Genomic DNA, 15,525 nt, shown 5'->3' with positions numbered 1-15,525 from the left:
TTCTACTCTTTAGGTTGAAGTTCAAATTTAGCACTCTTATTATCTTTTATTTTATAAAAGTATTGTGATATATCATATAGATCAAGATAAGTTATTAAACTTATATCTTTATCTAATAATTTTCTTATATTCTCATCTTTCACCAATTCCAAGGATTCAGGTCTGTTTCGCACTAATTCCTCAAACATATTTTCAAGATCTTTACTTATTATATGATTTAAAGGAATGTGTAAATTCGGCAGATATCTAAAAAAATCAATTGTATCTTTAAAAGAAATTTTGATATCTAATTCTAATGCTTTCACCCTTCTCTGTACATAATTATTATAAATAATTTTAACTTTGGAATCATCAAATTTGAACAATGAGATTTCACTATTAAGGGCCTTTTTTACATCATTTTCTAAGTTTAAATATATTGAAGACATATCCCCTTTATCTATGTCATGATATATGCAATCATAATCTAGGTAATCAATTACTGAAGCTTCAGTGCTTATCAATGAAACTGGGATTTTATAATAGGATAAAAGATTAGTTACCATTTCAATTTCTCCGACTTCTTTTTCTCCTAAAGATAATATTTCAATCTCATCTCTAAAGGTATGAGGGAATCTACAATGATCACTTTTCTTGCCATGAAAGCCTACTAGAAAAGCTGTCTTATAATCAATGCTAAAATCAATATTTCTAATTTTCTTAATTATATTGATTTCAGGATTTAATTTCTCTACTAAGTTACCTGGCAATATACCATCATTATGGTCATAGCATAGATATATATCCATGCTATCGGGTATGGGATTTATAATTGCAGATATTTCTTTATATAATAAATCCTCATTCCTTTTATTATCCCATAAATCTTCAACTCCAATAATTCCTTCTAAATCGATTATAATCAATATATTATCCATTTTGCACCTCTAGGCTTTCGTGTTTAAATTTATAACACCTATCAAAAAAATCGGATTTATAGTTTCCATGCTCAATCATTATTACTGTTTTATCTGAAAAATATTTATTTAATATATAACCGAATTTATTTTTAAAATCAGCATCTAAATTGGAAAGAGGCTCGTCCAATATATAAATAGATGAATTCTTGGATAAACATCTTATTATTTCTATTTTCTTCTTCTGACCACCAGATAAATTGTAATTTTCATCTATAAAAGTATCTATACCTTCTTCTAAACTTTCTATATACTCCAATAGATCAAAATCCTCCAGAATTTCATTTAAAGTATATTTACCATTATCAGCTTCATATAAAATGTTATTTCTTATAGACAAAGGATAGATAATTGGGCTTTGATTAGATATACTTATACACTCCATAATATCTGAAGCCTTATACTCTTTATGGCTATTATCATTAATCAGATATTCTCCACAGCTTAAAGGGTATTGTAATGAGATAAGTTTTATCATGCTGGATTTTCCACTTCCATTTTCACCTTCAATTAATATATGTTCCCCCTTATTTAAATGCATATTAACATCCTTTAAGATATAAGAATCCTTTATCTTAAATTCTCCGTCTTTTATCTCTATTTTTTTAATATAATCAAGGGGTTGTTTCTTTTCTTCTTCATCTTTTAATAAATTTTTTGTCTCCATTACCTCAAAGACCCTATCCAAGCTTACATGATATCTTTGAACAGTTGGTATCAGATTAGTTATCCCTATGAGGCTTACCAATACTCTCTGAATATAAAAAGATAGAAATATGAAGATTTCTGGAGTTATTCTTTTCTTAAATACAAGTATTCCAGCTAATATATAAAATAAGAATATATTGATTTTCATGATAGCATCCATTATATATTGTAAATTTATCTTACTTTCATTTAGCTTATCAACATTAGAAATTTTATCCTCTATACAATTATCAAAATCGTTTACAATAAAGTTTTTAATCTTTTCATTTGAAGTAATTTCATAAATACTATTAGAAACTTTTTTGACAATACCCAATATTACATCTGAATAATAAAAATTTATTTTATTATATTTCTTTATCTTCTTAGAATAATGGATATTGATAAATATTATAGGTATTACTAAAACAATAGTATATATAAACCAAGTATTTTGTTTAATTAATATAAATAGCATAGATAATAAAACTATAACTTCTGATAAATAACTAAATAAATAATCTAAATAAGATAACGGAGAACTATAATCACTTGTGAATACATTATTTAATTTAGCCGAATTATATGTATTGCTATATTGGAAATGTCCAAAATAGCTGTAAAATATCCTCTCTTTAACCTTATTATTTATTCTAATCATCAATTTAGAGTATACTTTATCTAATGAATAATTTATAATGCTAAACACCATATAGTACATAGCAAACAGAATAATATACCTTTTAAATAAAGATATATTATTCTGCATAATTGATGCAACAATTACACTTACTAGATAAGGCTCTATTAAAGCACTGGCCTTTATCAAAATACCTGTCAACTTAATCAATAAATATTTAATTTTATATCTATCCAATAAAGCCATGCTCTTTTTTATATATAGCAAATTTATCTTCCCCTATATCATGCTTTAATTTTTTCAGTATTTCTTATTTCCTCAGCTATCAATTGATTTAAAACTCTCTCCAAAGCTACTTTATAATCTTCTTCTTTCCATCTGCTACAATATCCTATATCTAAGGTATCGTATCTTTTGATATTCTCGGCAACACAACCGCCTCTGCAAAAATATTTATAGTCACATTCTTTGCATCTTGACATATTACGGACATCACGATTGTAGATATTTTCTATATTATCTTTATTTATTCGAATCTCTGGTTTATAAGTTCCTACCTCTAGTTTAGGATTATCTGAACTTAAGCAGGTAACAACTTTTCCATTTGGCAGAAATGTATAAGAAGGTCTAAATGTAAGATCACAATGCTTATATGGTATTCGAGAATCCCTTGATTGTATCATACCAATCATGGAGATTTCAGTATAACTTGTAAAATTCTGGCCTAGATATTTTGCTCGGTTATCTAATTCAATTAGTTTTTTAAAGGATTCCTTTGCCATATTAATATAGATATCATCTTCATCTATAGATTGTATTTTCATAATATCTAAATCAAGTTTCACTGAAAATTTATTTTCTAACCATCCATACTTTTCTAAAATATCAAAAAATAGAGGATAATCTTCAATCTCTTCAGGATGATATACAGAATTGATAATTATCTCAATATCATTATCCAATAAAAACTCCAATGCCTCCCATATATTGTCATAGAACTTATCATTAAAAGTATTTCTATGTTTTAAATGTAGTTTTTTATCGCCATCGACTGAAAGTATTATAGACTTAATCCTTTCTCTATTCGCCTTTATCAATGATTTATATGGTGATATATTTGAACCATTAGTAGTGAATCCTATCTTAGCTTCTGGAAAATTCTTAAAAATACTTTCTATTAATTCACAATTATCATCAAGTAAAGGTTCTCCACCCATAATACCAATTGTTTTAATGATTGAGTGAGTATCGAATAATTTGTCATGAACTTGATAAAATTCTTTTATTTTATCAAAATCAGCTGTATTCAACTTAGATCTAATATTTTTGTACTCTTCTTGATAACAATAAGTACAGCTATAGTTACAATCAAAGCTGGTTATGAACATTACATCAAGAATTTGTTCCTTTTTCTTTTTATTTATTTCAGTTTCATCAATTGCTATATTGGATTTATTACTCAAATAATCCCTATAATCATCTAAAAATTCATTATACTCTTCCTTATCCACAACTATATAGTCCAATGTTACCAAGTCGAAAATTATATATTTTCCATAATTATAATGAACCGTTTTTTCGTTGTCTGTTCTTATATTGAATTTTTTAATCATAGTATCACTTCCTCTATGGTTTCATATCCTAAAGCATTTGAATATTGAAATAATTTCCTTGAAAAAAAACTACATTCCCCTATAAATCCTTCGTTGTTAATATTTTTTGAGTTTCCACATCCACCGCCACATAATAATGCAAATTTACAATTTTTACATTGTTCAATAGTTGTTATATTTCTATTTATCAAGCTTTTTTCAAAATATTTAAATTCAGGATAATACGTTCCAACTCTAGAATCTCTATTGCCCACTGAAACCAAGCAAGAGTAGATATCTCCTCTATTGTCTATTAATCTAGCACTTGTTTCTGCAGAACAGCTATAAAATTTTAAACCTATGGGTTTCCCATCGATTATAGATTTTTGAAAATTAACTGACGAGTTATTAATAGTATTGTCACTATATTCATCTACGGAGTACAGTATAGGCTCTAAAAAATTTTTACTCTCATCATCTAATTGAAATATAGGCTGCAATTCAAATATTAATAATTCATTATTTGGATATTTTTCCTTTAGATTCTCTCTAAGCTCTAAACACTCTTGATAATTAGCTTTGCTTATATTCATCCTTACTTTTATTCTTATATTATTTTTAATGGCTAAATCAATATTAGATATTAGTTTATCAAAGGTTCCCATTCTATTATTTTTTAGGAACCGAGATTTATCATGGGTCTCTTTGCCTCCATCTAATGTTACCTGCAGCCACTTTACCTTAATCTTTTTCAAAATATCAATATACTTATCTATATCGTAGCCATTTGTTATTATTCGATATTCTTTATCAGGATATTTTTCTATTATATATTTTATAATATCCATATTTTGTTCCAATAGAGGCTCTCCACCATATAAAAGTATACTTTCTATATTTGGAAACAATTTTTCAGTTCTATCAATCATATCTTCTGTAAGCAAATCCTTATCGTGACTGCTAATATTAGATTCAAAGCAATAGCTACATCCAAAGTTACAATCATAGGTCAGAACTATACCTAAATCTTTAATATTATTTCTTCGCTTTTCATAATTTTTTCTAAGGATTGCCAATTGAGATTCCTTATATCTATTCTCCTCTTCTGGATTTTCCATTATATATTTTCGTTGAATCAGTGCATCATATAATTCTGTTTCATATTTATTGTCAAATTGAATATTCTCTGATCTTCTCCAAAGCTTGATTAAGTTTAAGTCTTCTTCGGATAATATATCTGATAACCCGTTTAGCAAATTGATTAAGATATATTCATCATCTTTATTTGTCTTCATAATTGTAGAATGTTCTATAAAATGCATAGCCTGTCCCCCTTTTATGGTTTGTTATTAAAGTATTGATTCAACACCTTTAATATTTTCTTTTAAGTAGATTACCCAATCTGCCTTTAACTCGTCAAAGGTTTTTCCAAATACCTCTTTGTAGGTTAAATTATCAAGATTTGTCACCCTAAGATAAAGCATTTTTTCTAATCCATATTCTTCAGTTAAATAATTAAAAAAACTAAAATTTTTATGGTAATCCATAGTATTACCTTCACTAATCAAATCAGATGGAACATTTCCATCGCTTATTTTAATGCCTTGAATTTCATGAAATTTAACTTTAGATAGAAATCTCAAATGATTCTCTATTATTTTTTATTTTTATTCTTTTACAATTTCATCGATATTATAAATATCAATATTATTTTCAACCAAAATACTTAGTTCATGATAGTTTAATTCTTGTATTGCCTCTAATTGACTACCTGTTAAACCCTGTCCTTCTAAGTGCTCTGTAATATCAGATATAACATAAAACCCATATTCTATATTTTTAATATAAGCTTCTGAATATACTACATCTAAATAATTTGCAATCCCTTCGTCTATCCATAATGATAATGGACTTGAAATATCTATACCTTTTTCTTTAAAGGAATTATCAAATAGAAAATGACAATATTCATGTGCATGAACACTCATGTCCATCAAGTGTATTTCGTCACTTCCCAGTTTAAGATAACCACCATACGCACCCCCATCATCATTTGAATTAAAAATATATTTTACTTTTGGAACATTATTTAATATTTCTTTATACTCTGTATAGAATTTTGGTGCTTCTCCTTCTATTCCATTTTTTATGGCTAACGTATCTCTGTCAAACCTCAATATAATCTCTTCTATTTTTTCTGCTGTATCATATTGTAAAGCAGTGCTATATTGCGCTTTTACTTCTGCAATACTTATATCTATTTTAAATCCGTTTATCTCTTCTCTTGTATTTATTATGAATTTATCTGCTACTCTATAAACTTCCATCCTATTCATTAGACTTTGAATTTCATTCTGATAGGATAAATCTATTCCCCTCTCTTTTGTCCATTCTTCTATGTCTGATATACTTATATTGTTTTTGATAATCTCTTCCTTCTTATTATTTTCTAATAAATATTTTACTAAATCTCTTGATGCAGCTTGTACATTCTCTACTTCCTCTTTTGTTGCAAATGGTTCAAAAAATCTTGCTCCAAATAATGAAAATTCATTATTTGCATAATATGTAGTATAGTCCACTTCCTTTTTCTCTATCTCATATATCTTTGCATATAGTCCTTCTGATATCCAGTTATCATATATTCCATAAGACTTTCTTATAAGTTCCTTTTTAAATTCCTCTGTTTCTAGGAATTTGGCATCACATTTTATTCCCTCATCTATATTGGGAACTATGTATTGCTTTGATATTTGTATTTCAAGATTTTCTATTGGTGAAAATTCATTTATTTTCTGTAGTTCATTTAGTATATATGTATAAACACTTTCTTTTTCGTCTATATTATCCGATATTTTTATCTTTATATTATCATTTTGATATGTTGTATAGCCTCCACTACCAGCTTCAAATAATAGGATTTGCTCATTCTTTTTACTGCATCCTATTAGGAGTACTATGAGTATAAGTAAAAGTATTTTTCGCATTTTTATTTTATATTCCCCCTTGTAAAATTTCTACAACTATTAGAGTTTGAATAAAAATTAATATAAAATAGATGGAGATTAATCCACCTATTTTATATCTTAGAAATTATTTAGTACATCCTGTTGCAGGGCGATATGAGTAATCTATTTTACAACCAGGACTAAGCACACCACCACAACTTTGCTCTAAGCGTGGGTCATCTCCAAATTGAATGTCGCCATTTTTCTCTTCTTCTAAATCAATGTCTTCATTCCAGATAATATCGTTCAATGATTTCATATTTTCTCCTCCCTTCTATAAGTATTTGCTGCTAATTACAAATCATGTAATTGGCATAAGTACTACTCTTTTAATTGAAATGGCTGGGTTTCTCTCATTTTAGACATAATTCATTAATCATATATATAATTCAAAATTAGTCTAGAAATGAGAAACCTACTCTATTCCCCTTTCCCCATAGAGAACTATAGAAATATTAGCATAATATTATACCAAATACTTTCATTAGCCAATTCATAAGTTCATTGTACTATCACTCAAACATTCCGTCAACCCGTTGATACGACTTATTTCCCGACATTATTCAACATAATTCGGTATGTATTGTCGAATAAATATAAGTCAGCCAGAATTATCTGTTTTAATTCCAACTGACTTTTTCAATATCTCAAAACTATTTAATTATACACTCAACATCTATCCAAAAAACTTATACGATATCATAGTATCGATTCAATATCCTTAATATTTTCTTTTAAGTAATTCATCCAATCTACTTTTAGTTCTTCAAAGGTTTTTCCAAATACTTCTTTATAGGTTAATCCATTAAAATCTGCAACATTTAGGTAAAGCATCTTCTCCAATCCATATTCTTCAACTAAGTAATTAAAAAAACTAAAATTTTTGTGATAATCCATAGTGTCACCTTCAGTCATTAAATCCATGGGTGCATTTCCTTCATTTAAGTCAATACCTAGTGTCTTATGAAATTTAACTTTGTGTAAAACTCTCAAATTATTTTCCACTATTCTCTTATTTTTACTCTTTGCAATTTCTTCTATATTATTAATATCAATATCATTTTTAATATAAATATTTAATAAATTATCGTATAAACTCTTTAGTTCTTTTAACTCTTCTTCTGTAAAATCTTGTGTACCTAGAAGTTCTGTATAATTGGGTATGTTATTAAATCCATCTTCCATCATTTTCATATAAGATTCTGAATACACTCCGTGCATATAATTCGCAATTCCTTCACCAATCCATCCTGAAATTCCTATATTTATACCTTTTTCTATAAAAGGATTACGAAATAAAATATGGCAATATTCGTGTGCATGAACGTTCAATATTTTCAAATTTACTTCTTCACTTCCTGGCTGTATCACAAATCCACCATCAGGCAAATAATCAACACTCGTATTAAAAATATATTTTATCTTAGGAACATTGTTTAATATTTCCTTATATTCAGCATAGAATTTTGGTGCTTCTTCCTCTATTCCCTTTCTTACAGCTAATATATCTCTATCAAACATCAATATAATTTGTTCTATTTTTTCTGCTGTATCATACTGTTTAGTTCTTTCATTTTTTGCTTTTATTTCTGTCATGCTTATATCTATTTTAAATCCATTTATTTCTTCTCTCGTATTTATAATGAATTTATCTGCTATATCGTATACTTCCATTCTATTCATTAAACTTTCAATTTCTCTTTGATAAGATAAATCTATACTCTTTTCTTCTGCCCATTCTTCTATATCTGATATTTCTATATTGTTTTTAAGAAGTTCTTCCTTCTTATTGTTTTTTAATATGTATTCCACTAAATCTATAGATGCAGATTTTACACTTTCTATCTCTTCCTTTGATACAAATGGCTTAAAAAACCTTGCTCCAAATAATGAGAAATCATTATTTGAATAATATGTAGTAAAATCTATACTTTCATTTTGTTGTCCAAATATTTTGCTATAAAGTCCCTCTGATATCCAGTTATCATATATTCCATAGGACTTTTTTATAAGTTCCTTTTTAAACTCTTCCGTTTCTATAAACTTGGCATCACATTTTATCATCTTCTCTATATTTGGAACTATATATTGTTTTGATATTTCTATTTCAAGATTTTCTATTGGTGAAAATTCATTTATTTTTTGTAGTTCATTTAGTATAGATGTATATATACTTCCCTTTTCATCTGTATTATCTGATATTTTTATCTTTATATTATCATTTCGATAGATTGTAGAACCTCCACCATTGGCTTCAATTAATTGGATTGGTTCTTTTTTTTCACTACATCCTATAAGAAATATTGTGATGGTAAGTAAGAGTATGATTTTTCTATTTTTCATTTTATATCCCCCATTCTAGCAAAGTTTCATACAAAGAATAAAACTTAGATAAATATTAATATAAAATAGATGGAGCTAAGTTCCATCTATTTTATACCTTGAAAATTATCAATTACATAATGTGGATGGGTTATATGATCCACAACCACAGTTAACATTAATTCCACAACTTTGCTCTAAGCGTGGGTCATCTCCAAATTGAATGTCGCCATTTTTCTCTTCTTCTAAATCAATATCTTCATTCCAGATAATATCGTTCAATGATTTCATATTTTCTCCTCCCTTCTATAAGTATTTGTCGCTAATTACAAAATTCTGTAATTAACATAAGTACTACTCTTTAATTGAAATGGCTGGGTTTCTCTCATTTTATACATAATTAACTAATCATATATATAATTCAAAATTAGTTTATAAATGAGAGACCTACTCTATTCCCCTTTCCCCATAGAGAGCTATAGAAATATTAGCATAATATTATATCAAATACTTCCATTAGCCAATTCATAAGTTCATTGTACTATCACTGAAACATCCCGTCAACCCGTTGATACGACTTATTTCCCGACATTATTCAACATAATTCGGTATATATTATCGAATAAATATAAGTCAGTCAAAATTATCTCTTTTAACTCCAAGTGACTTTTTCAATATTTCAAAACTATTTAATTATACACTCAACATCTATTCAATCCCAAGAACTTGCAAGATATCATAGTATCGATTCAATACCTTTGATATTTTCTTTTAAGTAATTCATCCAATCTACTTTTAGTTCTTCAAAGGTTTTTCCAAATACTTCTTTATAGGTCAATCCATTAAAATCTGCAACATTTAGGTAAAGCATCTTTCCCAATCCATATTCCTCAACTAAATAATTAAAGAAACTAAAGTTCTTGTGATAATCCATGGAATCACCTTCTATCATCAAATCCATAGGTGCATTTCCTTCATTTGAGTTAGTATCTAGAATCTTACGAAATTTAACTCTATATAAAACGTTCAAATTGTTTTTCATTATTCTCTTATTTTTTCTCTTTGCAATTTCTTCTATATTATTGATATCAATATCATTTTTAATATAAATATTTAATAAATCGTGATATAAACTCTTTAGTTCTTTTAACTCATTTTCTGTGAAGTCTTGTGTAGATAGAAGCTCTGTATAATTTGGTATGTTATTAAATTCATCTTCAATCATTTTAATAGAAGCTTCTGAATATATTATATCTAAATAATTTGCAATTCCTTCATTTAACCATTCAGGTTTTGCAATATTTATACCTTTTTCCATAAAAGGACTATAGAAAAACAAATGGCAATATTCATGTGCATGAGAATTTATATCTCTTAAGTTTATTTTGTCAGTTCCTCTGGAAAAAAATCCTCCATCAATAGAATCATAGGAGTTAGTAGTATCAAAAATATATTCTATTTTAGGTACATTATTTAGTACCTCTTTATATTCTGAATAAAATTTAGGAGCATCCTTTTCTATTCCCTTCTTTATAGCTAATATATCTCTATCAAATCTCAGTATAAGCTGTTCTATTTTTCTTGCTGTACCATACTGTTCATTTATTTCTGCAGTACTAATATCTATTTTAAACCCATTTATTTCTTCTTTAGTATTTATAATTAACTTATTCACTATTTCTAACACTTCCATCCTATTCATCAGACTATCTATTTCTCTTTGATAATCTAAATCTATCCCTTTTTCCCAGTTTTCCATATCCGATACTTTTATATTATTTTTTAGCAATTCTTCCTTTTTATTATTTTCTAACAGGTATTCTACTAAATCTATGGATGCTGATTTTATGCTTTCTATTTCCTCCCCCGATGAAAACGGCTCAAAGAACCTTGACCCAAATAAGGAGAATTCATTATTCGCATAATATGAAGCGAAGTCTACTTCTGGTTTCTCTATATCATATATCTTTGCATATAGTCCTTCTGATATCCAGTTATCATATATACCATAGGATTTTTTAATTAGTTCCTTCTTGAATTCTTCTGTCTCTATATACTTTCCATCACATTTTATTATCTTGTCTAACCTTGGAATTATATTTCTCTTTGATATTTGTATTTCGAGACTTCCTACCTTGGCAAACTTATCTATTCTCTGTAATTCATTTAATATTGATTTGTATATATCTTCTGGATTTTCCATATTGCTAGAGATTTCTATCTTTATATTGTCGTTTTGATAAATTGTAGAGCCACCTTCACCACTAACCTCTATTAATTTGATTGGCTCTTTTTTTTCACTGCACCCTATAAGAACTATTGTGATGATAAGTAGAAATAAAATTTTTTTATTTTTCATTCATATGTCCTCCTTTGGCTACTTTTTTATTCAAATAATATAAAGATGATAGAATTAGATAAATACTAATATAGAATAGATGCAAATTATTTCTATCTATTCTATATTATATATTTAGTAGATATTTAAATAGCAGTATAGAATATCAACTATTAAAGTATGGATTCAATACCTTTAATAGTTTCTTTTAAATAGTCCATCCAATCTACTTTTAATTCATCAAAGGTTTTTCCAAATACCTCTTTATAGGTCAGCCCATCAAAACTTGCGACATTTAAATAAAGTATCTTTTCCAATCCATATTCTTCTATTAAATATGGAATAAAACTAAAATTTACAACATAATCCATAGAGTCTCCTTCATTCATTAAATCCAAAGGTGCTATCCCCCTACTTAATTTATCACCAGTAATAGTTTCGCTAATCTTAATTGTAAAAGAATATTCAACATGGCTTGCTAGTATTCTTTTATTTTTACTCTTTAATATTTCTTCAACATTATTTGCACTAATATTGTTTTCAGTATAAATATTAAGCTGTTTCTCACTTAACTTCTCTACCGCTATTAAAATATCACTCGTAGCATTTTCTACCCCATTGCGCTCCATTGGATTTTCAATAACATAAAATGTTCTTTCTATCCATTTACCATACGTCTCTGAATACACTACATATAAATAATTGGCAATTCCTTCATCTAACCCTGATGGCTTATTAACAACTATATCCTTTTTAATAAACGGATTATGAAATAGAAAATGACAATACTCATGTACTTGAGTATTTATGTTTATTAAGTATATTTCGTCAGTCCCTTTCATAACATAACCGCCACCCCTAAAAGGCTCCGAAGGCATTTCAAAAATATATTTTATCTTAGGAACATTATTTAATACTTCTTTATATTCAGCATAGAATCTTGGCGCATCGTTTTCAATCCCCTTCTTTATAGCTAATATATCTCTGTCAAACCTTAATATAATTTGCTCTATCTTCTTTGATGTATCATATTGTTCAGTTTTTTCATGTCCTGTTTTTATATCTGCAATACTAATATCTATCTTAAATCCATTTATTTCTTCTCTGGTATTTATAATGAGTTTATCTGCTATATCATATACTTCCATCCTATTCATTAAACTTTCTATTTCCCTTTGATAAGATAAATCTATATCCTTTTCCTTTGCCCAAGCTTCTATATCAGATAATTCTATATTGTTTTTTATAAGCTCCATCTTTTTATTGTTTTCTAATAGATATTCCACTAAATCTATAGATGCAGATTTCACACTTTCTATCTCTTCCTTTGATGCAAATGGTTCAAAAAACCTTGCTCCAAATAATGAGAATTCATTATCTGAATAATATGTAGCGAAGTCTATTTGACTTTTTTCTGTGTTATATATCTTTGCATATAGTCCTTCTGATATCCAATTATCATATATCCCATAGGATTTTTTTATAAGTTCTTTTTTAAATTCTTCTGTTTCTATAAACTTAGCATCACATTTTATTATCTTATCTATATTTGGAACTATATATTGCTTTGATATTTGTATTTCAATATTTTCTATAGGAGAAAATTCATCTATTTTCTGTAGCTCATTCAGTATAGACGTATATATAGTTTCTTTTTCATTTACATTATCAGCTATTTTTATTTTTATATTATCGTTTTCATAGATTGTAGAGCCTTCACCACTAACCTCTATTAATTTAATTGGCTCTTTTTTTTCACTGCATCCTATAAGTAATATCGTGATGATAAGTAAGAGTATGATTTTTTTATTTTTCATTTTGTATGTCCTCCTTATTTATACTTTTATATTAAAGCAACCTCTAGTGCTAGTAAATTTGAAATTACATAATTCTACTAATTAATTTTTTGAAAAATAATGCCTCTTAAGAATACAATTTGAAAATAATATACAAATATGGGTTCTTTAATATATATTATATTTATGTCATTATTCAATATCTGAATCATATATTGTTGCTAAAATTGGTCATATATTCCATATTTTCAAAGTTTTCACTAAAATCAGCATATCATTCATAGAAAAGCCTGTCAACCTATTGATTCCGCTCAATTTTTGACATATTTTGTCGATTCTATTTAAATAATTATACACAAATCTGACCACCGGCATTTATCTGACCAAAGAAACTATATATTACAAGATAAAATTACAATATATTTGTATAGTTTAATAAATATTAGTATAATTGGATTATACAGATAATAGAAAGCTTATAAAGGAGTTTCTTAATGAGAAGATTTATAGAAAAATCATTCATAGTTCTTTTTTGTTTATATAATACTTATAAAATAAATACAACAAGAGACTTGGTTTTTTACTTTCTTATATCTCTGATTCTTTCCTTGTGCTTAGATTTATTTCACCCTAAAAAAGTAAGGGTTTTTATTTATTTTATCTTTTTAATATTTTATCTTTATGATCCCTTATTTATCTACTACTTGCCTTTGATTTTGTATAATATGTATTTGGATTTCAATATATATGCTTTTTTCGCCATGATATTAATTCTAAGGGATTTCTCTATAGCTAATCTTTTAGTTTTCTCCATATCTATCTACCTTTCAATTATGACAAAAAGGTTCAATGTATTTTTAAATCAAAACAAAATAGTAAGGGATGGATTGAAAGAGGACGCCATTTATTTAAAAAAATATACTGAGCAATTAAAAATTGATAGAGAAAAGAATATTCATATTGCCATACTTACAGAAAGAAATAGAATTGCAAGAGAACTCCATGATTCAATAGGTCATGCTATAAGTAGTAGTATATTACAGGTAGAAGCCTTAAAGATAGTCTCCGATAATACCATGGTAGAAGGTTTAGATTTACTTCAAAACACCTTAAATAATGGAATGAATGATATTAGGAACAGTATCCATAATTTATATAATGAATCTCTTGATTTGGAAAGTAGAATCGAAAGCCTTTGCAGGGAAGTTCCTACTATAGACATTCAACTTATATATAAGTTAGAAGATAGTTTACCATATGATTTAAAATTTGATATATTATCTATTATAAGAGAAGCCATTACCAATTGTGCTAAACATTCTAATGCTACAGAGCTTAAAATCAGCCTTCTAAGTCAACCTAAGTTCTATTCTATTATAGTGAGGGATAATGGCAACAAATTTAATAAAACAGATGATCTCTTAACTAAAGGAATAGGTCTTATTTCTATGAATGAAATCGCTAGTAAATATAATGGTTTTTTAAATTATGAATTTGATAATGGATTTAAAATACACCTGACTTTAATGAAGGGATGATGTATATGAGAGTTATAATCGTAGATGATGATTATTTAGTGGTAAATTCTTTAAAAACAATCGTAAATGCCAGTGGAATAGAAGTTTTGGCCGTAGGTCATAATGGTATAGAAGCAGTTGAACTTTATTCCCTTCACAAACCAGATTTAATCCTTATGGATATAAGGATGGAAAAAATGAATGGAATAGAAGCGACTCAAGAAATTTTAGATAGAGATCCCAATGCTAAAATACTGTTGATTACAACATTTCAAGATGATGAATATATATCTGCTGCCCTTTCCTTAGGCTGTAAAGGTTATATATTAAAGCAGAATATTCAAGGTATCATCCCTGCCATAAATGCAGTTTATTCTGGTAATCATGTTTTCGATTCAAAGATAGTATCTAATATACAAAAGCATTCTAAGAAAAATATAGATATAGATTTAACAGATAGGGAATTTGATATTTTACTTTTAGTAGCCGAAGGACTAAATAACAAGGAAATTGCCGATAAGTTATTTCTAAGTGAGGGTACTGTAAGAAATTACATTTCTAATATGTTAGAGAAATTATCCCTAAGGGATAGAACTCAGCTTGCAATTTATTATTATAAATTATAAAGTGGATAATTATAAACGATAGGAGGGTAATTAAATGATAATA

General features: G+C 27.2%; 13 protein-coding genes. 2 read left to right on the top strand and 11 right to left on the bottom strand.

Annotated elements, in window-relative coordinates; all coding sequences use genetic code 11:
• Nucleotides 1–2: 2 nt before the first annotated feature.
• The 11 genes from CIW83_RS00450 to CIW83_RS00410 all read right to left on the bottom strand — a co-directional run bounded on the left by CIW83_RS00450 (nucleotide 3) and on the right by CIW83_RS00410 (nucleotide 13,360).
• A complete protein-coding gene (locus CIW83_RS00450; RefSeq protein WP_094898721.1) occupies nucleotides 3–917 on the bottom strand; it encodes a M55 family metallopeptidase in 915 nt (304 codons plus the stop codon).
• Nucleotides 910–2,550, bottom strand: coding sequence for an ABC transporter ATP-binding protein (locus CIW83_RS00445; protein ID WP_094898720.1), 1,641 nt, complete (start codon nucleotides 2,548–2,550; stop codon nucleotides 910–912). The genes CIW83_RS00450 and CIW83_RS00445 overlap by 8 nt, the downstream gene beginning before the upstream one ends.
• Nucleotides 2,551–2,567: 17 nt before the next feature.
• Nucleotides 2,568–3,896, bottom strand: a complete 1,329-nt coding sequence (locus CIW83_RS00440) for a radical SAM protein (protein ID WP_094898719.1) — start codon at nucleotides 3,894–3,896, stop codon at nucleotides 2,568–2,570.
• A complete protein-coding gene (locus CIW83_RS00435; protein WP_094898718.1) occupies nucleotides 3,893–5,197 on the bottom strand; it encodes a radical SAM protein in 1,305 nt (434 codons plus the stop codon). The genes CIW83_RS00440 and CIW83_RS00435 overlap by 4 nt, the downstream gene beginning before the upstream one ends.
• A gap of 27 nt (nucleotides 5,198–5,224) precedes the next feature.
• Nucleotides 5,225–5,518 (bottom strand): hypothetical protein, encoded by a 294-nt coding sequence (locus tag CIW83_RS00430; RefSeq protein ID WP_094898717.1) that lies wholly within the window; start codon nucleotides 5,516–5,518, stop codon nucleotides 5,225–5,227.
• A gap of 24 nt (nucleotides 5,519–5,542) precedes the next feature.
• Nucleotides 5,543–6,862 carry a hypothetical protein gene (locus CIW83_RS00425; RefSeq protein WP_094898716.1) on the bottom strand — a complete coding sequence of 440 codons (1,320 nt, stop codon included), beginning with the start codon at nucleotides 6,860–6,862 and terminating at the stop codon, nucleotides 5,543–5,545.
• 106 nt (nucleotides 6,863–6,968) lie between these two features.
• Nucleotides 6,969–7,142, bottom strand: coding sequence for a hypothetical protein (locus tag CIW83_RS22050; RefSeq protein WP_158219976.1), 174 nt, complete (start codon nucleotides 7,140–7,142; stop codon nucleotides 6,969–6,971).
• Nucleotides 7,143–7,582: 440 nt separating this feature from the next.
• Nucleotides 7,583–9,226 (bottom strand): hypothetical protein, encoded by a 1,644-nt coding sequence (locus tag CIW83_RS00420; RefSeq protein ID WP_094898715.1) that lies wholly within the window; start codon nucleotides 9,224–9,226, stop codon nucleotides 7,583–7,585.
• A 108-nt stretch (nucleotides 9,227–9,334) separates the two neighbouring features.
• Complete coding sequence (locus tag CIW83_RS22045) at nucleotides 9,335–9,496, bottom strand: hypothetical protein (RefSeq protein ID WP_158219975.1); 162 nt, start codon at nucleotides 9,494–9,496, stop codon at nucleotides 9,335–9,337.
• Nucleotides 9,497–9,941: 445 nt separating this feature from the next.
• Nucleotides 9,942–11,564, bottom strand: a complete 1,623-nt coding sequence (locus tag CIW83_RS00415; protein WP_094898714.1) for a hypothetical protein — start codon at nucleotides 11,562–11,564, stop codon at nucleotides 9,942–9,944.
• Nucleotides 11,565–11,716: 152 nt separating this feature from the next.
• Complete coding sequence (locus CIW83_RS00410) at nucleotides 11,717–13,360, bottom strand: hypothetical protein (protein ID WP_094898713.1); 1,644 nt, start codon at nucleotides 13,358–13,360, stop codon at nucleotides 11,717–11,719.
• Between the two features lie 710 nt (nucleotides 13,361–14,070).
• Here CIW83_RS00410 and CIW83_RS00405 point away from each other — a divergent pair.
• Nucleotides 14,071–14,877, top strand: coding sequence for a sensor histidine kinase (locus CIW83_RS00405; protein ID WP_158219974.1), 807 nt, complete (start codon nucleotides 14,071–14,073; stop codon nucleotides 14,875–14,877).
• Between the two features lie 5 nt (nucleotides 14,878–14,882).
• Nucleotides 14,883–15,482: a response regulator transcription factor gene (locus CIW83_RS00400; RefSeq protein ID WP_094898711.1), complete on the top strand. Its 600-nt coding sequence runs from the start codon at nucleotides 14,883–14,885 to the stop codon at nucleotides 15,480–15,482.
• Nucleotides 15,483–15,525: the final 43 nt, after the last annotated feature.

Source organism: Tissierella sp. P1 (genome assembly GCF_002266425.1).
Classification (GTDB): Bacteria; Bacillota; Clostridia; order Tissierellales; family Tissierellaceae; genus Tissierella; species Tissierella carlieri.
This window is presented reverse-complemented; position numbering and strand designations above follow the sequence as displayed.

Excerpts from the sequence above, each read along its gene's own strand:
- CIW83_RS00420 (WP_094898715.1), bottom strand. The coding sequence starts at position 9,226 with ATGAAAAATAGAAAAATCATACTCTTACTTACCATCACAATATTTCTT.
- CIW83_RS00435 (WP_094898718.1), bottom strand. The coding sequence starts at position 5,197 with ATGCATTTTATAGAACATTCTACAATTATGAAGACAAATAAAGATGAT.
- CIW83_RS22045 (WP_158219975.1), bottom strand. The coding sequence starts at position 9,496 with ATGAAATCATTGAACGATATTATCTGGAATGAAGATATTGATTTAGAA.
- CIW83_RS00410 (WP_094898713.1), bottom strand. The coding sequence starts at position 13,360 with ATGAAAAATAAAAAAATCATACTCTTACTTATCATCACGATATTACTT.
- CIW83_RS00425 (WP_094898716.1), bottom strand. The coding sequence starts at position 6,862 with ATGCGAAAAATACTTTTACTTATACTCATAGTACTCCTAATAGGATGC.
- CIW83_RS00400 (WP_094898711.1), top strand. The coding sequence starts at position 14,883 with ATGAGAGTTATAATCGTAGATGATGATTATTTAGTGGTAAATTCTTTA.
- CIW83_RS00415 (WP_094898714.1), bottom strand. The coding sequence starts at position 11,564 with ATGAAAAATAAAAAAATTTTATTTCTACTTATCATCACAATAGTTCTT.
- CIW83_RS22050 (WP_158219976.1), bottom strand. The coding sequence starts at position 7,142 with ATGAAATCATTGAACGATATTATCTGGAATGAAGACATTGATTTAGAA.
- CIW83_RS00440 (WP_094898719.1), bottom strand. The coding sequence starts at position 3,896 with ATGATTAAAAAATTCAATATAAGAACAGACAACGAAAAAACGGTTCAT.
- CIW83_RS00450 (WP_094898721.1), bottom strand. The coding sequence starts at position 917 with ATGGATAATATATTGATTATAATCGATTTAGAAGGAATTATTGGAGTT.